Annotated in this window: 27 protein-coding genes; 15 read left to right on the top strand and 12 right to left on the bottom strand. The window is 49.3% G+C overall.

The annotated features are described in order from the left end of the window. Positions 1-222: 222 nt before the first annotated feature. On the bottom strand, positions 223-1,086 hold the full coding sequence (locus OGX97_RS14090) for a YicC/YloC family endoribonuclease (protein ID WP_003024052.1): 864 nt from the start codon (positions 1,084-1,086) through the stop codon (positions 223-225). 125 nt (positions 1,087-1,211) lie between these two features. On the opposite strand from OGX97_RS14090, the gene rph reads away from it, so the two are divergent. Beyond that, a complete protein-coding gene (gene rph, locus OGX97_RS14085; RefSeq protein ID WP_003024054.1) occupies positions 1,212-1,928 on the top strand; it encodes a ribonuclease PH in 717 nt (238 codons plus the stop codon). A 65-nt stretch (positions 1,929-1,993) separates the two neighbouring features. Further along, a complete protein-coding gene (gene pyrE, locus OGX97_RS14080) occupies positions 1,994-2,635 on the top strand; it encodes an orotate phosphoribosyltransferase (protein WP_267454367.1) in 642 nt (213 codons plus the stop codon). Positions 2,636-2,701: 66 nt separating this feature from the next. On the opposite strand, the gene slmA is transcribed toward pyrE, so the two are convergent. From slmA to coaBC, 3 genes are all read right to left on the bottom strand, one after another. Continuing rightward, on the bottom strand, positions 2,702-3,298 hold the full coding sequence (gene slmA, locus OGX97_RS14075; protein WP_137377629.1) for a nucleoid occlusion factor SlmA: 597 nt from the start codon (positions 3,296-3,298) through the stop codon (positions 2,702-2,704). Between the two features lie 116 nt (positions 3,299-3,414). Further along, the gene (dut, locus tag OGX97_RS14070; protein WP_003827259.1) at positions 3,415-3,873 is read right to left on the bottom strand and encodes a dUTP diphosphatase; all 459 of its coding nucleotides are present in this window, start codon (positions 3,871-3,873) and stop codon (positions 3,415-3,417) included. Further along, positions 3,851-5,071: a bifunctional phosphopantothenoylcysteine decarboxylase/phosphopantothenate--cysteine ligase CoaBC gene (coaBC, locus tag OGX97_RS14065; RefSeq protein ID WP_286592546.1), complete on the bottom strand. Its 1,221-nt coding sequence runs from the start codon at positions 5,069-5,071 to the stop codon at positions 3,851-3,853. The genes dut and coaBC overlap by 23 nt, the downstream gene beginning before the upstream one ends. Positions 5,072-5,242: 171 nt before the next feature. Here coaBC and radC point away from each other — a divergent pair, with 171 nt between their 5' ends. The 4 genes from radC (at position 5,243) to mutM (ending at position 7,517) form a co-directional block, all read left to right on the top strand. Continuing rightward, positions 5,243-5,908, top strand: coding sequence for a RadC family protein (radC, locus tag OGX97_RS14060; protein WP_032945377.1), 666 nt, complete (start codon positions 5,243-5,245; stop codon positions 5,906-5,908). A 276-nt stretch (positions 5,909-6,184) separates the two neighbouring features. Beyond that, positions 6,185-6,421 (top strand): 50S ribosomal protein L28, encoded by a 237-nt coding sequence (rpmB, locus tag OGX97_RS14055; protein WP_003024071.1) that lies wholly within the window; start codon positions 6,185-6,187, stop codon positions 6,419-6,421. A gap of 20 nt (positions 6,422-6,441) precedes the next feature. Continuing rightward, positions 6,442-6,609 carry a 50S ribosomal protein L33 gene (gene rpmG, locus OGX97_RS14050; RefSeq protein ID WP_003024094.1) on the top strand — a complete coding sequence of 56 codons (168 nt, stop codon included), beginning with the start codon at positions 6,442-6,444 and terminating at the stop codon, positions 6,607-6,609. Between the two features lie 98 nt (positions 6,610-6,707). Continuing rightward, the gene (gene mutM / locus OGX97_RS14045; RefSeq protein ID WP_279850860.1) at positions 6,708-7,517 is read left to right on the top strand and encodes a bifunctional DNA-formamidopyrimidine glycosylase/DNA-(apurinic or apyrimidinic site) lyase; all 810 of its coding nucleotides are present in this window, start codon (positions 6,708-6,710) and stop codon (positions 7,515-7,517) included. Positions 7,518-7,555: 38 nt separating this feature from the next. On the opposite strand, the gene coaD is transcribed toward mutM, so the two are convergent. Continuing rightward, complete coding sequence (gene coaD / locus OGX97_RS14040; protein ID WP_003024099.1) at positions 7,556-8,035, bottom strand: pantetheine-phosphate adenylyltransferase; 480 nt, start codon at positions 8,033-8,035, stop codon at positions 7,556-7,558. Between the two features lie 8 nt (positions 8,036-8,043). Continuing rightward, positions 8,044-9,321: a lipid IV(A) 3-deoxy-D-manno-octulosonic acid transferase gene (waaA, locus tag OGX97_RS14035; protein WP_279850861.1), complete on the bottom strand. Its 1,278-nt coding sequence runs from the start codon at positions 9,319-9,321 to the stop codon at positions 8,044-8,046. Between the two features lie 408 nt (positions 9,322-9,729). Here waaA and rfaQ point away from each other — a divergent pair, with 408 nt between their 5' ends. The 6 genes from rfaQ to OGX97_RS14005 all read left to right on the top strand — a co-directional run bounded on the left by rfaQ (position 9,730) and on the right by OGX97_RS14005 (position 16,430). After that, the gene (gene rfaQ / locus OGX97_RS14030) at positions 9,730-10,797 is read left to right on the top strand and encodes a lipopolysaccharide core heptosyltransferase RfaQ (protein ID WP_279850862.1); all 1,068 of its coding nucleotides are present in this window, start codon (positions 9,730-9,732) and stop codon (positions 10,795-10,797) included. Further along, the gene (locus OGX97_RS14025) at positions 10,794-11,918 is read left to right on the top strand and encodes a glycosyltransferase family 4 protein (protein WP_060682954.1); all 1,125 of its coding nucleotides are present in this window, start codon (positions 10,794-10,796) and stop codon (positions 11,916-11,918) included. The genes rfaQ and OGX97_RS14025 overlap by 4 nt, the downstream gene beginning before the upstream one ends. Further along, positions 11,911-12,711, top strand: a complete 801-nt coding sequence (gene rfaP, locus OGX97_RS14020; protein WP_008786473.1) for a lipopolysaccharide core heptose(I) kinase RfaP — start codon at positions 11,911-11,913, stop codon at positions 12,709-12,711. The genes OGX97_RS14025 and rfaP overlap by 8 nt, the downstream gene beginning before the upstream one ends. 121 nt (positions 12,712-12,832) lie before the next feature. Further along, positions 12,833-14,218 (top strand): O-antigen ligase family protein, encoded by a 1,386-nt coding sequence (locus OGX97_RS14015; RefSeq protein ID WP_100271761.1) that lies wholly within the window; start codon positions 12,833-12,835, stop codon positions 14,216-14,218. Then, positions 14,215-15,252, top strand: coding sequence for a glycosyltransferase family 9 protein (locus tag OGX97_RS14010; protein WP_003827303.1), 1,038 nt, complete (start codon positions 14,215-14,217; stop codon positions 15,250-15,252). The genes OGX97_RS14015 and OGX97_RS14010 overlap by 4 nt, the downstream gene beginning before the upstream one ends. A gap of 71 nt (positions 15,253-15,323) precedes the next feature. Beyond that, positions 15,324-16,430: a glycosyltransferase family 9 protein gene (locus tag OGX97_RS14005; protein ID WP_057066870.1), complete on the top strand. Its 1,107-nt coding sequence runs from the start codon at positions 15,324-15,326 to the stop codon at positions 16,428-16,430. A 60-nt stretch (positions 16,431-16,490) separates the two neighbouring features. Here OGX97_RS14005 and rfaC read toward each other — a convergent pair whose 3' ends face one another. From rfaC to rfaD, 3 genes are read right to left on the bottom strand one after another with little or no spacing between them, the layout of a single operon-like run. Further along, the gene (rfaC, locus tag OGX97_RS14000; protein ID WP_100271762.1) at positions 16,491-17,453 is read right to left on the bottom strand and encodes a lipopolysaccharide heptosyltransferase RfaC; all 963 of its coding nucleotides are present in this window, start codon (positions 17,451-17,453) and stop codon (positions 16,491-16,493) included. Positions 17,454-17,456: 3 nt separating this feature from the next. Continuing rightward, positions 17,457-18,503, bottom strand: a complete 1,047-nt coding sequence (gene rfaF / locus OGX97_RS13995) for an ADP-heptose--LPS heptosyltransferase RfaF (RefSeq protein ID WP_100271763.1) — start codon at positions 18,501-18,503, stop codon at positions 17,457-17,459. A gap of 2 nt (positions 18,504-18,505) precedes the next feature. Then, positions 18,506-19,438, bottom strand: a complete 933-nt coding sequence (gene rfaD / locus OGX97_RS13990; protein ID WP_003827312.1) for an ADP-glyceromanno-heptose 6-epimerase — start codon at positions 19,436-19,438, stop codon at positions 18,506-18,508. A gap of 214 nt (positions 19,439-19,652) precedes the next feature. Here rfaD and kbl point away from each other — a divergent pair, with 214 nt between their 5' ends. Both kbl and tdh read left to right on the top strand, forming a co-directional pair. Then, positions 19,653-20,849 carry a glycine C-acetyltransferase gene (gene kbl, locus OGX97_RS13985; RefSeq protein WP_003827313.1) on the top strand — a complete coding sequence of 399 codons (1,197 nt, stop codon included), beginning with the start codon at positions 19,653-19,655 and terminating at the stop codon, positions 20,847-20,849. A gap of 9 nt (positions 20,850-20,858) precedes the next feature. Continuing rightward, a complete protein-coding gene (gene tdh, locus OGX97_RS13980) occupies positions 20,859-21,884 on the top strand; it encodes an L-threonine 3-dehydrogenase (protein WP_032945365.1) in 1,026 nt (341 codons plus the stop codon). 52 nt (positions 21,885-21,936) lie between these two features. On the opposite strand, the gene OGX97_RS13975 is transcribed toward tdh, so the two are convergent. Next, positions 21,937-22,623, bottom strand: a complete 687-nt coding sequence (locus tag OGX97_RS13975; RefSeq protein ID WP_100271764.1) for a lipopolysaccharide core heptose(II) kinase RfaY — start codon at positions 22,621-22,623, stop codon at positions 21,937-21,939. A 484-nt stretch (positions 22,624-23,107) separates the two neighbouring features. On the opposite strand from OGX97_RS13975, the gene OGX97_RS13970 reads away from it, so the two are divergent. Further along, entirely contained in the window at positions 23,108-24,142 is a 1,035-nt protein-coding gene (locus OGX97_RS13970; protein ID WP_032945363.1) for a glycosyltransferase, read from the top strand. Here the strand turns inward: OGX97_RS13970 and OGX97_RS13965 are convergent, their stop codons facing one another. Continuing rightward, positions 24,143-25,078 (bottom strand): divergent polysaccharide deacetylase family protein, encoded by a 936-nt coding sequence (locus OGX97_RS13965; protein ID WP_003024138.1) that lies wholly within the window; start codon positions 25,076-25,078, stop codon positions 24,143-24,145. It abuts the gene before it with no gap. Positions 25,079-25,081: 3 nt separating this feature from the next. After that, a complete protein-coding gene (envC, locus tag OGX97_RS13960; RefSeq protein ID WP_231587333.1) occupies positions 25,082-26,341 on the bottom strand; it encodes a murein hydrolase activator EnvC in 1,260 nt (419 codons plus the stop codon). Positions 26,342-26,347 lie beyond the last annotated feature (6 nt).

Here is a 26,347-nt window from a genome sequence, read left to right as displayed (position 1 = left end):
ATTTGTGCGCCTTGTCACGATTGAGATTTTCTAAGGTGAAGTGATTTTAATAACTACAGCTAATGCGAGTTTGCTGAAAATGCGTGGTGATATGCGCTTTGTATTATGACCTTCAATAAAGAATGATGAGAAAATATAATTCGAATTGAACAAGGGAGTATCAAAGCGTCGGGAAAAATACGTAGCCTCGCCATTTATTGGCGGGCTACGTAGAATGGTTGCTTACTCGATGTTCTGAATTTGCTCGCGCATTTGCTCGATCAGTACCTTCAGTTCAATCGCGGAATTCGTCACTTCGGCATTGATAGACTTCGATGCCAGAGTGTTCGACTCACGGTTGAATTCCTGCATCATAAAGTCCAGACGACGGCCAACCGCCTCTTTTTTCTTCAGAATGTTGTAGGTTTCTTTGACGTGGGCTTCCAGACGATCTAATTCTTCCGCCACATCGATACGTTGCGCCATCAGCACCAGCTCTTGCTCAAGGCGGTTATTTTCCAACTGCACCTGGGCGTCTTCCAGTTTGGCTACCAGACGCTCGCGCTGCCATTGCAGGATTTCTGGCATATGAGCACGCACTTTTGTGACTTCAGCACTGACGCCTTCCAGACGCTGCTCGATCAGCGCCTTCAGCGCCTGACCTTCGGTTTCACGCGCAACGATGAAGTCATCCAGCGTACCGTCAAGCGCGGCGAGGATTTCGGCGGCAATGGCGTCCAGATCCTGCTCCTGGGCAGCCATTACGCCTGGCCAGCGCAGGATATCAACCGGGTTGATTTCACCTTCATCGCTCTGCATTTTGACCCAGTTAGCAGCGCTAACGAGCTGTTTAGCGAGTTTTTCATTCAGAATCAGCTCGCCTTGCGCGCTGGCATCAGGCTCAAAACGCAGCGTACATTCGACTTTACCGCGCGTCAGACGCGTGCGAATACGTTCGCGAACAACGGGTTCGAGACTACGGAACTGCTCCGGCAGGCGAAAATAAGTTTCCAGATAACGCTGGTTTACCGAGCGCATTTCCCAGGTGGCGCTACCCCATTCACCCTTGATTTCACGCCGGGCGTAGGCGGTCATGCTGCGGATCATAGACGTTCCTGTTTTTAAAGATGAGATGGGAGGATTATAGCCATCCGCGTCTTGTCAGGATAGGAATAACAGTCGGAAGTCCGTATAATGCGCAGCCACATTCGTTTCAAGCCGGAGATTTTATCATGCGTCCAGCAGGTCGTAGTGCCAATCAGGTGCGTCCCGTCACCCTGACCCGTAATTATACAAAACACGCTGAAGGCTCCGTGCTGGTCGAATTTGGTGATACCAAAGTGCTGTGTACCGCCTCTATTGATGAAGGCGTACCGCGTTTTCTGAAAGGTCAGGGCCAGGGCTGGATCACCGCAGAATATGGCATGCTGCCACGCGCTACGCACACCCGTAACGCCCGTGAAGCGGCAAAAGGTAAGCAGGGCGGTCGTACCATGGAAATCCAGCGTCTGATCGCCCGCGCGCTGCGCGCAGCTGTTGATCTGAAAACGCTCGGCGAATTCACAATTACGCTGGACTGCGATGTTATTCAGGCCGATGGCGGTACGCGCACCGCATCAATTACCGGCGCATGCGTTGCGTTGGCTGATGCGCTGAACAAGCTGGTGGCGAGCGGTAAGCTGAAAACTAACCCGATGAAAGGGATGGTCGCCGCGGTTTCCGTGGGCATTGTGAACGGTGAAGCACTCTGTGACCTTGAGTACGTTGAAGACTCTGCCGCTGAAACCGACATGAACGTAGTGATGACTGAGGACGGTCGCATTATAGAGGTTCAGGGTACGGCGGAAGGCGAACCGTTCAGCCATGAAGAACTTCTCACCCTACTGGCATTGGCCCGAGGGGGAATCGAATCCATTGTAGCGACGCAGAAGGCGGCGTTAGAAAATTGATTTTAAAGGCGACTGATGAGTCGCCTTTTTTTTGTCTGTAATAAAGTGAGATGAGGAGCGAATCCATGAAACCGTATCAGCGCCAGTTTATTGAGTTTGCGCTTAGCAAGCAGGTACTAAAGTTTGGCGAATTTACGCTGAAATCCGGGCGCAAAAGCCCCTATTTCTTCAACGCCGGGCTGTTTAATACCGGGCGCGACCTGGCACTGTTAGGCCGTTTTTATGCCGAAGCGCTGGTGGATTCCGGTATTGAGTTCGATTTGCTGTTTGGCCCTGCCTACAAAGGTATTCCGATTGCGACCACAACGGCCGTTGCGCTGGCGGAACACCACGATAAAGATTTGCCGTACTGCTTTAACCGTAAAGAGGCAAAGACCCACGGTGAAGGCGGGAATCTGGTCGGTAGCGCACTAGAGGGACGCGTGATGCTGGTGGATGATGTTATCACTGCAGGTACGGCGATTCGTGAGTCGATGGAAATTATCCAGGCGAATAGCGCCACTCTGGCGGGGGTACTGATTTCTCTCGATCGTCAGGAACGCGGTCGCGGCGAGATTTCCGCGATTCAGGAAGTGGAACGCGATTATGGCTGCAAGGTGATTTCTATCATTACCCTGAAAGATCTGATTGCGTATCTGGAAGAGAAACCAGAGATGGCGGAGCATCTGGTGGCAGTACGGGCCTATCGCGAAGCGTACGGAGTTTAAGAACTGCCGGATGGCGCTGCGCTTGTCCGGCCTACGTAACCCCGTAGGCCGGACAAGACGAAATCGCTACTGCAATTGAGCGGCAACCAACGGCCAGCGGGTGTCAAAATCATCCGTTGGGCGGTATTTAAATTCGCTACGCACAAACCGGGACAGCATACCTTCGCAGAAAGCCAGTAACTGGCTGGCCAGCAGCGTTTCATCCACGGTGTAGCCTTCACCTTCACGCATTCTTTTTTCTCGCAGAACCTGGCGCAACTGCGCTTCAATGCGCTCAAAAAGTTGGTTAATGCGACCTTGCAGACGGTCTTGCTCGAACATCAATGCGTGTCCGGTCAGAATTCGTGTCAGGCCTGGATTACGCTCACCAAACCCTAAAATCAGCAGAACGATCAGACGCAGACGCGTATTGGTGTCTTTTTCATCTTTCAAAATCAGATTGATACGCGTAATCAGACTATCTTCGATAAACTCAATCAGGCTATCGAACATACGGGTCTTGCTGGGGAAATGGCGATACAATGCCGCTTCGGATACGCCAACTGAGGCTGCCAGCTTTGCTGTGGTGATGCGTTGGCTACCATCGCTGGACTCAAGCATCAGTGCCAGAGACTGAAGTATTTCTTCGCGACGATTCCTTTTCGCAGTTTGCTTTTCTACCATGTTACAAAATACCCCTGAAAATAAGCTCTTGCCAGGCAGGCATCCACACAGCGACCGCAAACTGTTGTTTGCGGTGTGTTATTGCGTTATTACGCTATGGGATACTTTTCTGCGGGTTACTTGCGCCCGGAATGGCCGAAGCCACCTTCGCCACGATCGGTGGCTTCAAATTCTTCCACCAGATTAAATTCAGCCTGCACGACCGGTACAAATACCATCTGCGCGATACGTTCGCCCGGCTCAATAGTGAAGCTGTCCTGACCACGGTTCCAGACGGACACCATCAGTTGGCCCTGGTAGTCGGAATCAATCAAACCAACCAGATTGCCCAGCACGATACCGTGCTTATGGCCCAGCCCGGAGCGCGGGAGCATTACCGCTGCCAGAGAAGGATCGGCAATGTGGATAGCTAACCCGGTTGGCACCAGCGTTGTTGCGCCCGGCGCCAGCTCTACGGCGTCATCAAGACAAGCACGCAGGTCAAGTCCGGCAGAACCAGAAGTGGCGTACGTCGGGAGCGGAAATTGTTGCCCTACGCGCGGGTCCAGAATCTTAACGTCGATTTTTTTCATCATAACGGGTCACGATCTCGTCGAGTAATAATTGGCCCAGGAGTTCTTTACGCTCAAGCGGTAAGACTTTGTCTCCATCCTGCCAAAAAAGGTGTAATGCGTTGCTATCGCTGTTAAACCCTTGAGTTGACAGCGAAACGTCGTTCGCACAGATCACATCAAGGTTTTTGCGGATGCGTTTTTGCCGGGCATATTCTTCCACATTATTTGTTTCGGCGGCAAACCCAACGACAAAAGGACGGTTAGCATCCAGTGCGGCAACACCAGCGATAATGTCCGGATTTTTGACCATTTTTACTGTTAATTCATCGCCCTGCGTCGCTTGTTTTTTTATTTTTTCGTGGGCGACAGTTTCAGCGCGATAATCAGCGACTGCAGCGCAGCCGATAAAAATATGCTGTTGTTGCACCGTAGACTGCACAGCGGCTTCCATTTCCAGCGCGGTCATCACATCAACCCGTTGAACAAATGGTGGTGTGGATAACGAAACGGGACCCGATACCAGAGTGACGTTTGCCCCGCGCTTTGCGGCAGCGGCCGCGATCGCAAACCCCATCTTCCCGGAACTGTGGTTGGAAATATAACGCACGGGATCAAGCGGTTCACGCGTCGGACCCGCCGTAATCATGATGTTGAGATGTTGCAGATCGTTGACAGGTGAAAAATGTTCTGCCGCCATATCCACAATCGTTAACGGATCCAGCATGCGCCCAGGGCCGATATCACCACATGCCTGACTACCGCTGTCAGGACCCCAAATGAGTAAACCGCGTGAGGCAAGAATACCCAGGTTGTGCTGGGTCGCGGCAGCGCGGTACATCTGCTGGTTCATGGCTGGCAGTACAGCAACAGGAGCAGGCGTTGCCAGACAAATCGTTGACACCAGGTCGTTGGCCATACCTGCGGCGACACGAGCAATCAGGTCTGCAGTAGCGGGTGCCAGGATGACCAAATCGGCCCATTTCCCCAGCTCGATGTGGCCCATCGCGGCTTCGGCTGCGGGGTCAAGCAGGCTGTCGGAAACGGGATAACCTGAAACCGCCTGTAAACTCAGGGGAGTAATAAATGCTTTTGCCGCTTCGGTCATCGCCACGCGGACGTCAGCGCCGCGTTCCCATAAACGACGCACCAGCTCAGGGGTCTTGTACGCAGCAATACCGCCACTGACGCCAAGTACGATTTTTTTACCGGCCAGGCTCATCATGATCTTTCCTGTTGGATTTCACCAGAAGGCGGATATTTTATCACAATCCGCAATTTGTCGTGCTTTTGACCGTGCTCCACTTTGCGAGGCGCTACGAAGAAGTGAAAACAACGCGTCGAATCACCGTCAGTGTTATGCCACTATGCGGACGCGAGAGGAGGGAGATGCATGGAAAATACAGGAAGTATGATGCCCCGGGAAAAGCTATTGGCGCAGGGGGCCAGTTCTCTGACCGATGTTGAGCTTTTGGCTCTTTTTTTACGTACCGGCATGCAGGGTAAAGATGTGCTTACGCTGGCGAAAGAGATGCTTCAGCATTTTGAGTCGCTGTATGGCCTGTTGTCTGCTGATTACATGGATTTTAGCTATGTTCAGGGAATCGGTATCGCGAAGTACGCGCAGTTGAAGGGGATTGCGGAGCTGGCAAGACGCTACTACAACGTGCGAGTGATAGAGGAGCGTGCTCTACTTAGTCCGGAAATGGCGCGTGAATTTCTGCAAAGCCAGCTTTCGCAAGAGGAACGTGAGATCTTTCTGGTGATCTTTATGGATTCTCAACATCGCGTGATTAAACACAGCAAACTTTTTTCCGGTACGCTTAGCCATGTCGAGGTGCATCCGAGAGAAATTGTCCGGGAAGCGATAAAAATGAATGCTTCTGCGGTGATCCTTGCGCATAATCACCCTTCGGGGTGTGCAGAGCCGAGTAAAGCAGATAAACTCATCACCGAGCGTGTTGTGAAATGCTGTCAGTTCATGGATATCCGGGTGCTTGATCATCTGGTCATTGGGCGCGGAGAGTACGTTTCTTTTGCGGAACGCGGTTGGATTTAACGCACTTTACGCGATCCATCGGGATCTTTGTCTGTTCGGGACTTGAGCACATCGCTGACTCAGCGTATACTACGCCACCTTTGAGAATCTCGGGTTTGGCATTTGGGCCTGGCAATCGAGAGTTCGCAAATACGCAAAATCATTCTTGTTGCGTCCAATGACGAGGCAACATTGAAAGATTAAGTGTATTGAACTGCGATAACCGGGCTGAGAAGCCTGACGAGGCGCCAATACCCCATACGAAGCTCGAGCTAATTTGATTTTTGGAGAATAGACATGTCCCGAGTCTGCCAAGTTACTGGCAAGCGTCCGGTGACCGGTAACAACCGTTCCCACGCACTGAACGCGACTAAACGCCGTTTCCTGCCTAACCTGCACTCTCACCGTTTTTGGGTTGAGAGCGAGAAGCGTTTTGTCACCCTGCGTGTATCTGCTAAAGGTATGCGTGTTATTGATAAGAAAGGCATCGAAACAGTTCTGTCTGAACTGCGTGCCCGTGGCGAAAAGTACTAAGTACTAAGAGGAAATAAATCATGGCTAAAGGTATTCGTGAGAAAATCAAGCTGGTTTCTTCTGCTGGTACTGGTCACTTCTATACCACTACGAAGAACAAACGTACTAAGCCGGAAAAACTGGAACTGAAAAAGTTCGATCCAGTTGTTCGTCAGCACGTTTTATACAAAGAAGCGAAAATCAAATAATTTTCGTTTTGATGTAAAGAAAAACCCTGCCTCGGCGGGGTTTTTTGTTTTCTGGCCGTCCCCATATTAATGAGACCTGACATACCGCCGGAGATACTATGCCTGAATTACCTGAAGTCGAAACCAGCCGCCGTGGTATTGAGCCGCATCTGGTGGGGGCAACGATTATGCACGCGACGGTGCGTAACGGTCGTTTGCGTTGGCCAGTATCTGAGGAAATCTATCGTCTGAGTGATCAACCTGTCCTCAGCGTACAGCGGCGCGCGAAATACCTGCTACTAGAACTGGCGGATGGCTGGATAATCATTCATCTGGGGATGTCGGGTAGCTTGCGTATCCTTCCTGAAGAGCTTCCGGCAGACAAGCACGACCACGTTGACTTAGTGATGAGCAACGGCAAAGTTCTGCGTTATACCGATCCCCGTCGCTTTGGCGCCTGGCTGTGGGCTAAAGAACTGGATGGACATAATGTACTCGCTCATCTTGGCCCTGAGCCGCTGAGCGACGATTTCAACGCCAATTATCTACAGCAGAAATGTGTGAAGAAGAAAACGGCGCTTAAACCCTGGCTGATGGATAACAAGCTGGTGGTGGGTGTGGGTAATATCTACGCCAGCGAGTCGCTATTTGCGGCTGGGATTCATCCTGACCGTCTTGCGTCATCGCTGTCGAAAGATGAGTGTGAATTGCTGGTACGCGTTATCAAGGCGGTGTTGCTGCGTTCTATCGAGCAGGGTGGGACGACGCTGAAGGACTTTCTGCAAAGTGACGGTAAGCCTGGCTATTTTGCCCAGGAGCTGCAGGTCTATGGGAGAGAAGGTGAACCGTGTCGTGCATGCGGCGCACCGATTGTTGCGACAAAACACGCCCAGCGTACAACGTTCTATTGTCGTCGCTGTCAGAAATAGTTTCATTGCTGGCCGGATGCTGCATCCGGCCAGGTGCATTACTTCAGTTTACTCATTAACGCCTGATGGACGTTTTCCGGCAAAAAGTGCGTCACGTCACCCTGGTGGCGGGCAACTTCTTTCACCAGTGACGATGAGATAAATGACCACTCTTTAGATGGCATCAGAAAAACGCTTTCCAGCTGTGGCATGAGGTGGCGGTTCATATGAGCCAGCTGCATTTCATACTCAAAATCGGCTACCGCGCGCAGGCCACGGATCAGAATGTTCGCCTGATTATCACGGGCAAAGTTTGCCATCAGATCGCTGAATCCCAGCACTTCCACATTGCCAAGATGCGCCGTTGCCTGTTGTGCCAGCTCAACGCGCTCTTCCAGAGTAAACATCGGCTTTTTACTGGGGCTTGCGGCAATCGCCAGAATCACGTGATCAAACATGCTTGTCGCACGCGTCACGATATCGAGGTGGCCGTTAGTAATAGGATCAAAGGTTCCTGGATAAATCGCCCGTTTTTGCATGACTTGCCTCAATGCGTTTTGGGTGGCAGGTAAGGTTCCAGCAGTTGCAGCAGACGCTGTAGCGCGCCCTGATTTTGATACAGAACTTCAACTGCGTGACGGCCATAAAAATTACGATAATCTGCATCGGTCAGTAAGGAAGAGACCTCTTTCACCAGCGTAGCTGCGTCGGTGACGGTGATCAATCCGCTTGCCTGTTCGAGACGGGCGCAAATATCTTTAAAATTAAACGTATGTGGTCCCATCAACACCGGAATAGCATGTGCTGCCGCTTCCAGCGGGTTGTGTCCACCACGTTCAACCAGTGAACCGCCGACAAAAGCAAGGTCGGCAATGCCATACAGCAACATCAGCTCACCCATGGTATCGCCGATCACAACCTGAGTACCTGATGATGGAACTTCACCCGAAGAACGAGTGGTATAGCTTAGTCCAGCCTGGCGTACGAGGTTAATGGCATCCGGGAACCGTTCTGGATGTCTGGGGACCAGAATCAGTAAAAGATTCGGGAACTGATTTAATAACGCCTGATGAGCGGCAATGACGATGCTTTCTTCACCGTCGTGGGTGCTGGTTGCAATCCATACCGGGCGGTGAGGCGCCCATTGACGACGTAATGTCACCGCTTTTGCGGCCAGTTGCGGTGTGACGGATATATCAAACTTCAGGCTGCCAGTAACGGTGACTTGATTGCTTCTGGCGCCAAGCGTAATAAAACGTGCGCCATCTTCTTCGTTTTGTGCGGCAATCAACGTAATTCGACGCAGTAGTCTGCCAACAAATTTACCTAATTTCGCATAACCAGCGGCTGAACGAGCAGAAAGACGTGCGTTGGCAATGACCAGAGGAATGTGGCGCTTATGGAGTGCCGCGATCAGATTTGGCCACAGCTCGGTTTCCATAATTAACACCAGTTTGGGGTCAACTTTATTCAGAAAACGGTTCAGGGCATCCGGTAAATCGTATGGCAAATAAATGTGCTGAACGTCAGTACCAAAAGCAGATTGTACGCGCTCGGAACCGGTTGGCGTCATGGTGGTTACCGTGATCGGCAAGTCGGGATAACGATGTCGCAGAGCGCGAACTAATGGGATTGCAGCCAGCGTTTCGCCCACAGAAACCGAATGAAGCATGATGCCGCCAGGTTTTAGCGGGCGGCGATAAAAGCCGTAGCGTTCGCCCCAGCGTTTACGGTAGGCCGGAGCCTTACGTCCGCGCACCCAAAGCCGTATCCAGATCAAAGGCTGAATAAGATAGAGCAATGTGGTGTAAAGCAACTCAAGCATGGGCGTTAGCTGGCTAATGGATGTGCTGTGGATTCTATGTATTTACCCGGTGCTTTGCTATTACTTTTGCCATTCAGGGACCAATTAGACGCTAAAGTGGTCAATCTGACGTGTGATAGACCATTAAGTTACATTCTGGTGTAACTCTTTGAAATTAAAGTCAGGGGCTAGAGAAGGTAACAAAATTGGTTTTAAAGTTGGCATCAATCTGCGCTAATGAATTGATTGGAAAGACGAAAAGAAAAATGTGCTTAACTTTTATTCGTATCGGATTGCCACTAAAGAAGTGGTACACTAGCGCGCAAAATTTTAGTGCGATATCAGTAATCAGGCAACTGTTGAGCTTGGGGCGGTAGCGTGCTTTTTTTTGCTTAACGGTATCGGACACTCTCAACAAAAGAGCCGCTTGTGGAAAAGTTATTCAGAAATATCCTAGTCATTAAAATGCGTTTTCATGGCGATATGCTGCTGACAACCCCCGTCATAAGTACATTAAAACATAACTATCCTGATGCCAAAATCGATGTGCTCCTTTACGAAGACACAAAGCCGATTTTATCTGAAAATCCGGAAATTAATGCGCTATATGGAATCAGTAAGAAAAACGCCACGACAAAAAAGAAAATCGCTAATTTCATTTCATTAATAAAAAAGTTACGCCAAAACCAATATGATTTAGTAATCAACTTGACCGATCAGTGGCTGGTTGCACTATTGGTCCGCTTTTTGTCCGCGGATACAAAACTTTCCCCTGATTTCCCGCACCGTCAGAAGCCTTTCTGGCAGAAGAGCTTTACGCATCTTGTGCCGATTACTGGCGACCATATCGTCGAGCGTAACCTGTCGATTCTGAATCCACTTGGGCTTAAAACACTCAATCACGAACTGTCCATGCACTACGCTCCTTCCCATTGGAAAAATATCTATGAACAGCTAAAACAGCTCAACGTGGGTGAGCGCTATGTGGTTATTCAGCCAACCGCACGTCAGATCTTTAAATGTTGGGATAACGAGAAATTTTGTGAGGTTATTGATGCCTTACAGGAACAAGGTTATCCGGTTGTGCTGACCTCTGGACCTGGGATAGAAGACCAGGAATGTATCCATGATATTGCTGAGGGATGCAAATTATCTCCCGTCACCGCGCTTGCGGGTAAAACGACGTTTCCTGAATTGGCTGCTCTCATTGATCATGCGGCGTTGTTTATCGGTGTTGACTCCGCGCCTATGCATATTTCCGCAGCGGTGAAGACCCCTATCATTTGTTTGTTTGGCGCGACGGATCATATCGCGTGGCGGCCATGGGCGGAAAATGTCACGCTGCTATGGGCTGGAAACTATCAGCCAGTACCGCCAAGAGAGCGACTGGACCGCAGTTATAAATATCCGTCAGTGATCCCTGCGGAAGATGTTATTAACGCCGCCTGGCAAGTGCTCAATGGCGCCGCGCCAGAAATTGAGGTGAATGCACAATGATTGTTGCCCTCTGTCTGTACAAATATTTTCCCTATGGTGGGCTACAGCGTGACTTTATGCGTATCGCTAAAACGATCGCGGCGCGCGGGCATCATGTCCGAGTCTATACACGAGCCTGGCAAGGGGAGCGCCCGGCGGAATTTGAGTGCGTTGATGTCCCGGTTACCGCACATTCCAACCATGGACGAGATAAACAGTATCAGACGTGGGTTCAGCAGCATTTAACTCAGTACCCGGCAGACCGTGTCCTGGGTTTTAATAAAATGCCGGGTCTGGATTATTACTACGCAGCGGATGTGTGTTATGCGGCGAAGGTAGCGAAAGAAAAGGGGTTCTTGTATCGTTTAACGGCGCGATACCGTCACTACGTAGCCTTTGAGCAAGCTGTGTTTAAACCAGGGATGAAGACAAAGTTGCTGATGCTGACTACAAAACAAATCCTTGATTTTAAAATGTATTACCATACGGAAGACGAGCGCTTTCAGCTTCTTCCGCCCGGCATCTATCCCGATAGAAAATACAGTAGCCAGGCCCCCGGTAGCCGTGAACGCTACCGTGAAGCCAACGGCATCACTCCGGATCACTTCTTATTGTTGCAGGTTGGTTCTGATTTTTCACGAAAAGGAGTCGGCCGCTCAATTGCCGCTGTCGCCGCACTGCCTGAGGCTATCCGTCGTCAAACCCAGCTCTTTGTTGTTGGTCAGGATAAACCTCGCGCATTCGCTGCGCAGGCAGAAAGAATGGGTGTGAAAGAGAACGTCCATTTCTTTGCTGGGCGTGATGATGTTGCACATCTGATGGCGGCTGCGGACGTGTTATTACATCCGGCGAAGCAGGAAGCTGCGGGAATTGTACTGGTTGAAGCTATCGCGGCGGGTTTGCCTGTGCTCGTGACGGAGGTCTGCGGGTACGCACCTCACGTAGCGGCGGCAGGATGCGGTGTTGTATTGAGTGAACCTTTTGAGCAACATGCGCTTGATGACGATTTGCATAAGGTCCTGGCGGATAGTTCTCTTCGTGAAAAGTGGGCGAAAAATGCGCGGCATTATGCGGATACGCAGGATCTTTATAGTTTGCCAGAACATGTAGCGGATATTATTACAGGTGAATTGCATGGTTGAGTTAAATGAACCCTTTGCCACATTGTGGAAGGGAAAAGACCCATTCATCGAGGTTAGAAAGCTTCAGGGTGAGGTCTTTCGGGAACTAGAAACCCGTCGCACACTTCGTTTTAGCGTTGCTAATAAGAGCTATTTTTTGAAGTGGCACCGAGGTACCACTTATAAAGAAGTCATTAAAAATCTACTGTCACTTCGTATGCCGGTACTGGGTGCCGACCGTGAGTGGAATGCCATACACCGTTTAGCCTCCTTAGGCGTTGATACGATGCATGGCGTTGCATTTGGCGAAACGGGTTGGAATCCGGTAAAGAAAACCTCTTTTATCATTACCGAAGATTTAACGCCAACTATTAGCCTGGAAGATTATTGTGCGAATTGGTGTGTTGAACCCCCGCATCCGCACGTAAAAAGAATGCTGATTCAACGTGTAGCCGATATGGTTCGCGCGATGCATCTTGGCGGTGTTAACCATCGTGATTGTTATATTTGCCATTTCTTACTTCATCTTCCATTTGATGATAAAAATGAAGATAGTCTAAAAATTTCGGTGATCGATCTGCATCGGGCACAAATTAGAAATAAAGTGCCTTTACGTTGGCGTAATAAGGATCTTATCGGGCTTTATTTTTCGTCCGACAATATTGGATTGACGGCCCGAGATTATTATAGATTTTTAAAAATATACTTCAATCGTAGCCTGAAAGATATTATTAAGAATGAGGGTGTGTTCATTGAACAGGTTGAAGGAAAAGCCAGATCTATTCGCGAAAGAACAATTCGCAAATCATTGTAATATTAACTGAAAAAATATGTTGTAAATGGAATTTGTATTTCATGGAATGAACTCATACTATGTCTCTTCTTGCATTTTTTATTTATAAATATGTGTCAGGTTTTGTTTCAATAGGGTTTATATGAATTCAAATACACAAACGCAAGCCTCATGTAAAGGTATTGCAGTTTATTTGTTGTTAATTTCATTTTGTGTTCTATGTTTTGTTTGGCCTATACAGAATTCTATCTTGCCAGCCAATAGGAATTTCTCCATATATTTAAGTGCAGCTCTAACTTTATACTTTTGCGTTTGTAGAAAATATGTATCTATTGAGCTTAGTCAACTGGCGAAATATGCTGTCGCTTTAATTCTTATTTTTCTCGTGTTTACACTGATCAATGGATTATTTGTTGCAGTTGATGTGGGGAAAATGCTGCGCAGCTGGCAGGGACAGTACCTGCGTGCGGGGCTATTATTCTTTGTTGGACTCTTTTTGTATCCAATCTGTAAGTATCATTTTAAATATATAACAGCCAATAAGGTATTGTCTTTAGTTGTTCTGTGTTCGCTAGGGGTGATATTTATTCACCTGCTGCAGAATATCTATTTTTATATCAAGACGGGAACGATACTCTGGGGTGAGACGTGGATTGTACCAACTCGCACCGAGATGAGCTTTCAGATAAACATGGTTTCGGGAATTTTACTGGCAGAACTTGCCTGTCGACTGTTCCTGGGCCGTAAGTATCTAATTTTCAGCAACAAATTGATGGCTGCCTTTATTTTGCTGTGCTTCATCTGTTCAGCATTAGCGAAGACCCGCTGGGGAACTATTGGTCTGATTGGTAGTACGATTTCTATCTGCGTATTTATTGCCTTAAAAGCGATTAGCCGAAAGAACTTGCCGAAGCTCTGTCTGGCTGCACTGGTCGTTGCGATGGTAGTAGGCATTATAGGCTACACTTCCTGGCATCAGGACTCCCGTTGGAAAAGCCTAAGCATGGATATGGTTGCTGGCTGGGATCTGGGTATGCACAGTCGTTGTTATAACGGTTTTGATGGCCCGTTGATGCAGGACAGCACTGGCCGCATAATGGATGACTCGAATAGTTGCCGGGCATCGTTTTTCCGTCAGGGGAACGAACTGATCGCTGAATATCCGTTTGGTGCGGGTCCGCGAAAAGATGCATTCTTAGTGCTTCTGCAGGAAAAATATCACGACCCTATTATTCAGCAATCTAACAGCCATTACGGGTTGATTGATGTCGCGCTTCAGAACGGTATCCTTGGGCTTATCAACTGGGTGGCATTCGTCATGTTGATGATCCTTATTGGCTGGCGCGCATTCTCTCGTGATTTAATAATTCCGGGTCTGTACTTGTCTCTTTTCACGGTGAGCTTCTTGTTCCGTAGTGGTGTAGATAACATGATGCGCGATCACTATCTTGAGCAAAACCTTGCGTTATCAGGTTTAATGCTGGGACTGATCTTTACGAGTAATAAAATATCACGGGCTAAAAAATGAAAGTTTTAATTATTCGTAGAGATAATATTGGCGACTTGATACTGACAACGCCGCTGATCTCGACTATTGCAAAAGACATGAATTGTAAAGTTGATTTGTTGGTTAACACCTACAATCAATCGATTATCGAAAATAATCCTCATGTAGGTAAAGTTTTCTTATACAGCAAGCTGCACCACCGTTCTAAAGGTACATCTAGCCTTAAGGTATTGTTTCAGCGCCTGAAGACGATTATCGATCTGCGTCGTGCTAAATATGATGTCGCGATTATTGCCAAAGAGCATTGGGATAAACGACCTTTACAGTGGGCAAAATTAGCGGGTGCTAAAAGAATTATCGCTATTGGTAATGACTGCCCGGACATTGTCACCGATGCCATTCCTGAAACTCAGGAGCAGCTTCATCTGGTCAATTTATTGAATAGATTAACGGGACCGCTAGGCTGTACTTCTAAACCAGGTCCGCTGGAGCTGTATGTCACACCCCAAGAACTGGCTGATATAAAAGCAAAGATAGAATTTCCACAGGATAATTTACCTGTTTATGGGTTGCAGATAAGTTCCCGAAGAGAAGAACAACAATGGCAAAAAGAAAAGTTTGTTGAGCTTGCGCATAAACTTGCAGCCATACAGGCGTGCCATATTATGTTATTCTGGTCTCCAGGAAAATCAGATAATAAATTACATCCCGGTGATGATGATAAGGCTGATTTTATTAGCGCGCAATGTGCCGATCTGCCGATTATTCCAGTAAGAACGAATAGCGTTCGTGAGCTGATGGCCGGTATGTCACTATGCGATCAGATTGTGACCAGTGACGGCGGTGCCTTGCATATTGCTGCTGGGGTGCGCAAACCAGTGGTGGCGCTGTTCGGCAACAAGGCTGCATGGCTATGGACGCCATGGGGTGTGCCGTACGAAATGCTGCAAGGAAAAGATTATGATGCTCGCAATATTAGCGTCGATGATGTATTTACGCGGTTTGTAAGTCTGCAGGAGCAAGTGCGTAAAAATACCGCAATGGATGAAGCATAAGTTTACTTATTGCTATAGATAAGTTGATATATTGATCCCTATCTGGCGATAGATTAAATAGGTTTTATTTAATGATTAGAGCATTGAGAAAAAAAATTCAGCTATTACTGGTTAATCTTTTTTTAATGATATACACCCGTAAGAAAGATTTTTCTTTTAGTCAGCAAGAATTTGAAAATCAGGATAAAAATCAGCTGAAGAATATCCTGATTTATTCTTCAACGGCGCTGGGTGATTTCATGATGAACTCTCCAGCAATTCATGCGCTCCGCCAGACATATCCTTCTGCGACAATCACCCTGATTTGCCACAAAAAGATGTATGACTTCCTCAAAGGGGGGAGTGACTGGGACGATCTTATCTCATGGGATAATAAACTCACCACCCTCCCGGCATTGGTTAAAGAGATCAAGAAACGTGGAACGCCAGACCTGACGGTAATTCTTCACTCACATACACCTTACGATTTCCTTAGCGCCATTATTGCTGGCACAAAGTATGTCTTTGTGGATAACGATAAGCAGGACATCCCACTCGTAAGTAAATGGGCAACCAACAGAATCAGTAAATTCGTTGGGCATACTATTCAGCGAAAGCTGGAGCTCATCATGCCGTTGCTGAATGAAAAGCCAGACAACAGTATGCACCTGCCGTTTCCTGTCGAACGTACGGTGAGCGAGGAAGATTCAAAGCTGCGCTGGATTGGTTTTCAAATGGGAGCATCATCCTTTAAGAAATGCTGGCCTGTTGAGCGATTTGTCACTTTCGCAAACCAACTTTTTGCCCATGATGATGTGCGTGTCGTCCTGATTGGCGCGCCGAATGAAGTGCCTCTGCAGGACGAATTTTTGCAAAAGCTGGATAGCCGCTTTCATGACCGCGTAAAGCCACTTATCGGTAAAACGACGCTTAAAGGGTTGATTCAGGAAGTGAAGAATATGGACCTGCTGGTAACATCTGATACAGGACCTATGCACCTTGCCGTGGCAATGCGGGTACCGACGGTGAGTATGTATGTGATCACCTCACCCTATCTTTATGGCCCCTATCAGGACCCTCAATTGCACAAGGTGGTTTACAAAGCCTATACGACGCTGGATGAAATTAAGTATCGTTCAGCGCTAGAGAAGGTGAGTTGCGAAGAGATCATGGCGCATGTAAAACCATTCCTGCAGTAAGCTTACCGATGCTCTGCATGTTCTGATAAGCGTGCAGAGCACCCGTCCCGAGTCGGGGGATTATACGTCGGACGGTAGGTGTGTTAGTACTTGCTGAGCGGTGAGTAACGACAGTTTTCCTTCCGGAGCAATGCACGTTAACTGATTCTTACCGTAGCCACCAATGAGCCCTGGGTCGGTGGGACCATACAGCGTAACGTTTGGGCGATTGAGCGCGGCGGTCAGATGACTAAGGCCTGTATCAACCGAAACTACAAATTTAGCACCGGCGAGGATACGCGCAATTTCCTCAAGACTCATCCTTGGCAATACATCGACATTATCAAATCCTTCCGCAATTCTTCTTGCTCTTTCCTCTTCATGCGCTGCTCCCCAGGGAAGTTTAATGCGAATCCCTGTCTTCGGTATCAGCGTAATAAGGTCCCGCCAGTGCGCTTCTGTCCAATGCTTATCATCTCGCGTGGTCGCATGTAAAAATACAGCGTAGGGCTGCGAATTAGACGTTTGCTGTTTTACAAAATGCTGCGTAATCGCGTAATCACCCTGCAACTGCGGTTTAGCATACCCCAGGCTTTTGGCGAACAATTCACGCGTACGTTCTACCGCGTGCTGCTGTTTGGCTATGTGATGTTTGCGATTATAAAACAGACTTGCCAGCGGTTCGCGGGCTGTGCTCCAGTCCATACCATGCTTGATGCCACGTGCCAGACGTGTCACCAACGCCGCGCTTTTAACCAAACCCTGCGCATCAATTATCGCGTCATACTGCTGTAAACGCACCGCATCACGAAACGCTTTACGCTCGGCTTTAATCGGCGCTGAAAACCAGGCTTTACGCCAGCGACGGATCGCCACTGGAATAACCCGGTCAACGGCTGAATGCCAGGATGGGATTTGAGCGAACCCTTCTTCCACCACCCAATCAAATTGAATACCCGGAATAGCCTGCTGCGCATCGGTTAATGCGGGCAACGTATGCAGTACATCGCCCATAGACGACGTTTTAACGATCAGAACCCGCATCCGTCAGGCTTCCTCTTGTAACAACAGGTCGTTGAGTTCTTCCAGTACGCGCTGGGGTGTGATGTCCATCAGACTCTGGTGATAGCCTTCTGCCGCATCGCCCTTACGCACTTTGTGATACCCCGTAATCAGGCGAATGACACGTGCCTTGTGGGAAAGCGGGGGCGTAAAATCCGGGCTGCTTGGACCATACAATGCGACCAGTGGACGGTTCAGTGCTGCGGCCACGTGCATTAATCCAGAATCGTTGGTGACGACCGCTTTGCAGGCGGCGAGCAGAATGACGGCCTGTTCCAGCTGTGTTTCGCCCGCCAGATTACGGCACCAGGCTTGCTGTTCAGTGCTCAGCGTTGCCAGGATCTCATTGCCAGCTTCATGGTCTTTTGCTGAGCCAAACAGCACAATCTGATGGCCTTCATCGATCAACTGCTTCGCCAACTCTGCGTAGTGGTAATGTGGCCAGCGTTTTGCTGGACCAAATTCCGCACCTGGGCAAAAACCGATGATGGGGCGTTCGGCTGAAAGGGAAAACTGACTACAGGTCAGTGATTTCTCGCCTTCGCTGACCTGCAACTGTGGCCATAGCAGAGGCTGCGGCAAATCTTTGGCCGTCAGCATCACGCCTTTATCATAAGCCAGAGCCACATAGCGCTCGACCATCAGTGGCCATGCGTCTTTATCCAGTACGCGCGCATCGTTTAGCAGGCCGTAGCGCATCTCGCCACGCCAACCGGTACGATGGGGAATACCCGCAAAGAACGGCACCAGAGCGGATTTAAACGAGTTAGGCAGCACATAAGCGCGGTCATAGCGCTTCTCACGCAGGCTGAGGCCGAGTTTACGGCGCTCGCCGATCTCCAGCGCGCCGTGCCCCAACGGCATGGCGATAGCTTCGTTGACTTCTGGCATGCGCGACAATAACGGACGGCACCATGCAGGTGCCATCACGTCGATTATCGCCTGGGGATAGCGCGCCTTGAGCGTGCGATAGAGACTTTGCGACATCATCATGTCGCCCACCCAAGATGGGCCAACCACCAAAATTTTCATACTTACGCGTCGCGGTTCAGCCAGGCCATATATTCCGTGACGCCTTCGGCGACGGTTTTAAACGGCTTGTCATAGCCCGCTGCGCGCAGGTTCGTCAGATCTGCCTGGGTAAATGCCTGGTAGCGGCCTTTCAGTTTTTCCGGGAATGGAATGTACTCAATGCTGCCTTTTTTGTGGTACGCCAGCGTAGCATCGGCAACCGCCTGGAAAGATTCCGCACGACCTGTACCGAGGTTAAAGATGCCGGAAACCCCGTTTTCCAGGAACCACAGGTTTACCGCAGCCACGTCGCCTACATAAACGAAATCACGTTTGAAGTTTTCACTGCCTTCAAACAGTTTTGGCGTTTCGCCATTGTTAAGCTGGGTGTTGAGGTGGAAAGCAACGCTTGCCATGCTGCCTTTGTGGCCTTCACGCGGTCCGTAAACGTTGAAATAGCGGAAGCCAACAATCTGAGAATTGGCTTCTGGCAGGATCTGACGCACGTACTCGTCGAACAGGAATTTTGAGTAGCCGTAGACGTTCAGCGGTTTCTCATATTCACGGGATTCGATGAAATCAGAAGTGCGACCGCCGTAGGTGGCGGCAGAGGACGCGTACAGGAACGGGATTTCACGCTCCAGGCAGTAGTGCAGTAGCTCTTTGGAGTATTGATAGTTGTTGTCCATCATATACTTGCCGTCCCACTCGGTGGTGGAAGAGCATGCGCCTTCGTGGAAAATCGCTTCGATATCGCCGAAATCTTCCCCGGCCATAATCTGGATCAGGAAGTCTTCCTTGTCCATGTAGTCAGCAATATTCAGATCCACCAGGTTAACAAACTTGGTGCCGTCTTTCAGGTTGTCCACCACCAGGATGTCGGTGATGCCTTTATCATTCAGGGACTTAACGATGTTGCTGCCGATAAAGCCCGCGCCGCCGGTAACGATGATCATAAATGTAACCTTTGAATTATGGAGTCAGAGACAATCTCAGACACGAATACTTCTATCATATCACTACATGGCTTAGGCTTCAGCCATTCACCGATAAGCCGTGCGGGTACACGTGATTTATGCTTCATTTTGAAGAAGTGATGATGCGTCATCTCGTATCAACGTATAGCTTTGGGTAATATGTGCTGAAATTTGCCCAGTCTGGAGAATTGAAATGCGTGGGGATTTTTACAAACAGTTAACGAACGATCTCGAAACCGCACGTGCGGAAGGATTGTTTAAAGAAGAACGCATTATTACATCTGCCCAGCAGGCGGATATCACCGTGGCGGATGGAAGCCACGTTATTAACTTTTGTGCGAACAACTATCTGGGACTGGCTAACCATCCGGAACTGATTGCAGCGGCAAAAGCGGGTATGGATTCTCACGGATTTGGTATGGCTTCGGTTCGCTTTATTTGCGGTACCCAGGACAGCCATAAGCAACTGGAGCAAAAACTGGCGGCATTCCTCGGTATGGAAGATGCCATCCTTTACTCTTCCTGCTTCGACGCCAACGGCGGCCTGTTTGAAACGCTGCTGGGTGCAGAAGACGCAATTATTTCCGATGCCCTGAACCACGCTTCTATCATTGATGGCGTACGTCTGTGTAAAGCAAAACGTTTCCGTTACGCCAACAACGATATGGTGGAACTGGAAGCTCGCCTGAAAGAAGCGCGTGAAGCGGGCGCTCGTCATATCCTGATCGCCACTGATGGCGTGTTCTCTATGGATGGGGTAATCGCTAACCTGAAAGGCGTTTGCGATTTGGCGGATAAATACGACGCGCTGGTCATGGTTGATGATTCCCATGCCGTCGGTTTTGTCGGCGAAAATGGTCGTGGCTCCCATGAATACTGTGACGTGATGGGGCGCGTGGACATCATCACCGGTACGCTGGGTAAAGCACTCGGCGGCGCATCCGGTGGTTACACCGCAGCGCGCAAAGAAGTTGTTGAGTGGCTGCGTCAGCGTTCCCGCCCTTATTTGTTCTCCAACTCACTGGCACCGGCGATTGTTGCGGCTTCCATTAAAGTGCTGGAAATGGTTGAAGCTGGCAGCGATCTGCGCGATCGCCTGTGGGCGAATGCACGTCAGTTCCGCGAGCAAATGTCTGCCGCAGGCTTTACGTTAGCCGGTGCGGATCACGCGATCATCCCGGTTATGCTGGGTGATGCAGTAGTGGCGCAGGCATTCGCCCGCGAGCTGCAAAAAGAGGGGATTTACGTTACCGGATTCTTCTATCCGGTGGTTCCAAAAGGCCAGGCGCGTATCCGTACCCAGATGTCTGCGGCGCATACCCCTGAGCAGATTACGCGTGCTGTTGAGGCGTTCACACGCATTGGTAAACAACTGGGCGTTATTGCCTGAGGATGTGAAATGAAAGCGTTATCCAAACTGAAAGCGGAAGAGGGCATTTGGATGACCGACGTTCCTGAACCGGAAGTCGGTCATAACGATTTGCTGATTAAAATCCGTAAAACAGCCATCTGCGGGACTGACGTTCACATTTATAACTGGGATGAATGGTCGCAAAAAACCATCCCGGTACCGATGGTCGTTGGGCATGAATATGTCGGCGAAGTTGTTGGCATCGGTCAGGAAGTTAAAGGCTTTAAAATCGGCGATCGCGTTTCAGGCGAAGGTCATATCACCTGCGGGCATTGCCGTAACTGCCGCGGTGGGCGTACTCACCTGTGCCGCAATACGACCGGTGTCGGTGTAAACCGCCCTGGCTGCTTTGCGGAGTACCTGGTGATCCCGGCATTTAACGCATTTAAAATCCCGGACAATATCTCCGACGACCTGGCGTCTATCTTCGATCCGTTCGGTAATGCAGTGCACACGGCGCTGTCGTTCGATCTGGTTGGGGAAGATGTGCTGGTTTCCGGTGCGGGTCCAATCGGTATTATGGCGGCAGCGGTCGCGAAGCATGTTGGCGCACGCCACGTGGTGATCACCGACGTTAATGAGTATCGCCTTGAGCTGGCGCGCAAAATGGGTATCACCCGCGCGGTCAACGTGTCGAAAGAGAATCTGACCGACGTGATGGCTGAACTGGGTATGACCGAAGGGTTTGATGTGGGCCTAGAGATGTCCGGGGCGCCGCCAGCGTTTCGCGCCATGCTGGACACCATGAACCACGGTGGCCGTATTGCTATGCTGGGTATTCCGCCATCTGATATGTCAATCGATTGGACCAAAGTTATCTTTAAGGGGCTGTTTATTAAAGGTATCTACGGTCGTGAGATGTTTGAAACCTGGTACAAAATGGCTGCACTGATCCAGTCTGGTCTGGATTTGTCGCCGATCATCACCCATCGATTCTCCATCGATGAATTCCAGCAGGGCTTTGACGCGATGCGTTCAGGCCAGTCGGGGAAAGTGATCCTGAGCTGGGGTTAGTATTAAGCCGGTAAGAATGAATAGCCAGATATGATTAATATCTGGCTATTTTTTACTTGCCGCGAATTTTTCGTGAAAGTCGGCGAAGCTTTTCTTTCAATAAAATCAGGTTATAAACGAAGCCATGACCCTGAATATCGATATTGTATTTATTCCGGAGCGTGAGGATATCGTTCGCCTGGCATATTTTCATAATGCCTTTGCATGAAAGATCGATAATTTTAAGTTCGCCTGATGGCGTTCTAATAAAATTCCCAGGGTGAATATCATTCGATGCAAGACCTGCATTGTGAAGTTTAATAATACAGTCTTTCACCTCTTCGGCATTACTTTCATTGATATCGGCAAGGGGTTTACCATCAATGTATTCATGCACGGTTGACACTTCAACACATTGACGAAAGTGACATTTTTCGGCAACGTAGTACAGGTCTGCAGTACAGGCGCGTTGCTCTGGAGTTAAGTGTGCCAGTCGTTTAATCATATGTGAATAAAAGGGCCCGGAAATAAAGTTTAGCGCTTTTTTTTCAAAGCGATTGTCTATTTCACGGTCGTTCTTGACAATAAACTTTTTATTTTCATATTCGACAAGATGGACGCTGCGAAAGCCATTTTCAGCATTCAGTTGTTTCCCTTTTATTTCATTATTTGATACTTTTTCCATCAACAAAGGGAAATTAATTTTTTCTTTCTTGAAATAAACATTAAAGTCATTTAATTCAACCTTACTAATGTTCATTAAATTCGCCTTCGTATATTAATCTGTTGTGGATAGTTATGCTCTGTATTATACAAAATTGTATCGACGGTGGTTAGTTAATACATGCTTTTATGTAAAAGGCACACAAAAAACAGTGTTATGCTCTATCTAATTGAAAGTAATTGATTAATTGCTTTACGTTATGAAAATTTCATGACTTAAAGCATCAATGTAGTAAGAGTGCTTTGGTCATCATTACATTTGCACTGTTCATTTTGTGATAGAGATCAAGTTAGTATAACAAAATCCTTTGTGATACACAGGTAACAACTAAGTTAGCTATTTGTGCTGTTTTTTGTTTCTCGGACGTGTAAGTAAATAGGTTATCAATCTAGCTAATATAAATTTATAGGAATGCTGGCCTATTTCTCTGGAAATTGTACCTCTTGCTAAGCCTTAATAATATCTTAATAATCGGGTGATAGAGTAACGACAATCCCATAGATTAGATGATTACCCTACGATGAAAAGTAAATATAAATTAAGCGTTATTATCCCGTTATATAATGCCGGTAGTTACTTTCGTGACTGTATGGAGTCATTAATTGCGCAGACCTGGAAAGATCTTGAAATCATTATTGTAAATGATGGTTCTACGGACTGTTCAGTCGATATTGCGCAATACTATGCGGAAAAATATCCCCATGTTCGGCTGCTGCATCAGGCCAACCAGGGTGTCTCTGTCGCGCGAAACCTTGGCCTGGATGTCGCTGTGGGGGATTACATCGCATTCGTTGATGCCGATGATGAAGTCTATCCGGAGATGTATGAGACATTGATGGGAATGGCCTTGCATGACAACCTTGACGTTGTACAAAGCAACGCAGACTGGAGTTCGCGGGAAACATCCCGAGTCTGGGTATCCATTCCAACAGATCGTCTGCGCTCTACCGGTATTCTCTCCGGCCCAGACTGGTTGCGTATGGGGCTTGCTTCGCGCCGCTGGACGCATGTTCTCTGGATGGGGGTATATAGAAATGACCTCATTAAAGAACACAATATAAGATTTATCCCTGGGTTACATCATCAGGATGTCATGTGGAGTACGGTGTTTATGTTTAATGCCACTCGTGTGAAATATACGGAAAAACCATTATATAAATACTACCAACACGATGGCTCAATTAGCCACATGAAGCGGCAGGGTGAAGCGAATTTAAACTATCAACGGCACTATATAAAGATCACTCGCCTGCTGGACGAACTTAATCATAGCTATGCTAACCGCATCACTATCCATCCTGAGTTTAAGCAACAAGTGATTTATGAGGGACTGCGAGTATGTCATTGTATTCGTAAAGAACCCGATCCACAGATCCGCCAGCGCATGATTGCTGAAGTATTTGTATCGGGTATGTTCAAGCGTATGGTGAGTAATATCTGCAGCGTTAAGCTGGGTTATCAGGTGCTGTTGTGGGCTATCCGTTTTAGCCAGTGGCGCGATAAATCATTGACGCCGCGCCGCCTGGCCCATTTAACGCTGGATAGTAAAGACTGATTATTGCCAGCCCTGCCACTGCAGGCGCATATACTGCACCAGCGTGCTTTGGGTGATGCTTTCGCCGAGCACGCTGAAGAAGCGGCTGGCGTACACCGGCTCTAACGGCTGTTTCGGTTTGCATAATTTCACCCCGCGGAAAGGATTACGCGGCGCATCAGGCGTACCGTTCTTCGGTGGTGTGAGGTTTGGTCTGGAGGTATCCACCTGTGGTTCATTGAGCAAACTGCTTGGGCGAACCAGCGTGATGTCGGCTGGCAGGCTATACAGCATCTGCTGCAGGACGCGAACCGTAGACGGGTGAGGGTGGCCAATGGCGATTGCGGAACCGTTGCGGCGCGCAAGCTCGACGGCACGATTAAACTGACGGCGAATATCGGCTTCGTTTTGCGTGTCATCCAGGAAGACTTTGCGTTTGATGACCTTCACACCGGTTCCTGACGCTGCGCGCATTGCCTGGCTGTTACCGATGGTCATGCTGTCCAGGAAGTAGAGGTCGTAGCGTTCCAGCGCCTGCATCACCTTCTGCATGCCGAACAGGCTGGAGGTCATCGCGCTGCCCATATGGTTGTTCAGACCGACCGCATTCGGTACTTTGCTTACCGCGTCGCGAATAATCCGCTCAATCTCTTCGCTGCTCATTTCAGGGCGTAACGTGTCTTTCTCTAACGGCTGCTTGCTCAGCGGCGCCATTGGCAGATGGATTAAGACTTCATGCCCGCTGTTATGCGCTTTGATTGCCATTTCACGCGCATGTGGGGCGTTAGGCAGAACGGCAACGGAGATGGTAGAAGGCATCGCCAGTACCTGGTTTTCAGTGTGTGGGCGATAGCCGAAATCATCAATGACGATGGCGAGTTTGCCAGCAAATACAGGTGTTGCGAAGGCCAGCAGACTGGCGAGAGAGAGTAGTAGACGACGAAATTGTTGTGGCAAAACTTATCTTCCCAACCACGGCTGTGGATTGACCGCCTGACCCTGGCGACGAATTTCGAAATAGAGTGCCGGCCTGCCCTGACCGCCGCTGCTACCCACAAGTGCTATAGGCTGCCCGGCGCGAACCTGCGTACCGACGCTGACCAGTGCGCTCTGGTTATAACCGTACAGGCTCATATCGCCTTTACCGTGTTCAACGACGACCACCAGGCCATAGCCCTGCAGCCAGTCCGCCAGAATGACGCGACCATCGGCAATGGCTTTAACTTCGGTGCCCTCGGATGCACCAATAACCATACCCTTCCAACGTAGCTCACCCTGCAGCTGTTCGCCATAACGATGTAGAGTTGGACCACGAACGGGCCAGAATGCCTGACCGCGTGGCGAACCTAAACCGCCGGTACGCGACATCAGTGATTTTTCACTTTCGGTCGGTTTATAGGTTGAGCCTTTTCGTGACGCATCCTTCTGCTTATCACGTACGGCCTGCGCCTCGCGCGCTTCACGTTCCGCACGCGCTTTGGCCGCGGCTTCGGCGCGAGCAATGCTGTTGCGCAGACGGGATTCGTTGGCGCGCATTTCGCCCAGTTGCTGTTGACCCTGTTGAATCGATGATTCCAGACTCGAAAGTGTTTTCTGGCGTTCGTTACGTGCCTGTTCCAGCTTAGCCTGCTGAGCGCGCTGTTCGTACAGTAGCGTCTGCTGTTCGCTCTGCTTATCTTCCAGCTCGGCTTTTTGCGAGTCGACCTCTTCGCGGGTTTGTTTCAGCTGCGCGATGGTTTCCTGTCGCGCCTGGTTCAGGTAGCCGAAATAGGCCTGCAGGCGTTGCCCACGCTGGCTTTCTTCACCGCTAAGAATGAGCTGAATGCCTGTGTGTTCGCCCTGGCGAAAAGCTGCGTCGAGTTGGGCTGCCAGGCTGCGTTCTTGCGCGGCCCGCTGTTTTTCCAGCTTCGCGAGTGCTGCGTTCATCTCTGCGATTTGCGCATTCAGCTGCGCCAGTGAGTTTTGCGTTTCGCGCAACTGCCTTGCGGCAACGGCGATGGCCTGTTCCTGCGCTTTAAGCTGAGCGAGGAGGGTGGCGCGTTGTTGTTGCTGTTGGCGTACCGCGCGTTCTTTTGCCGCGATATCGGCCTGAATAGATTTGAGCTGGTCGCGTTCGTCCGCGTGGGCGGAAAAGGCGCACAGCAATACGCCAGCGCTAAGCGCGCTGGCGTAGAACAAGGGCCTGACTGAAAACTTACGTGGTTTCACGGCCCGAGTGATGGTATT

The organism is Citrobacter sp. Cpo061, from assembly GCF_030332845.1.
In the GTDB taxonomy this organism is placed as follows: Bacteria; Pseudomonadota; Gammaproteobacteria; order Enterobacterales; family Enterobacteriaceae; genus Citrobacter; species Citrobacter portucalensis.
This window is presented reverse-complemented; position numbering and strand designations above follow the sequence as displayed.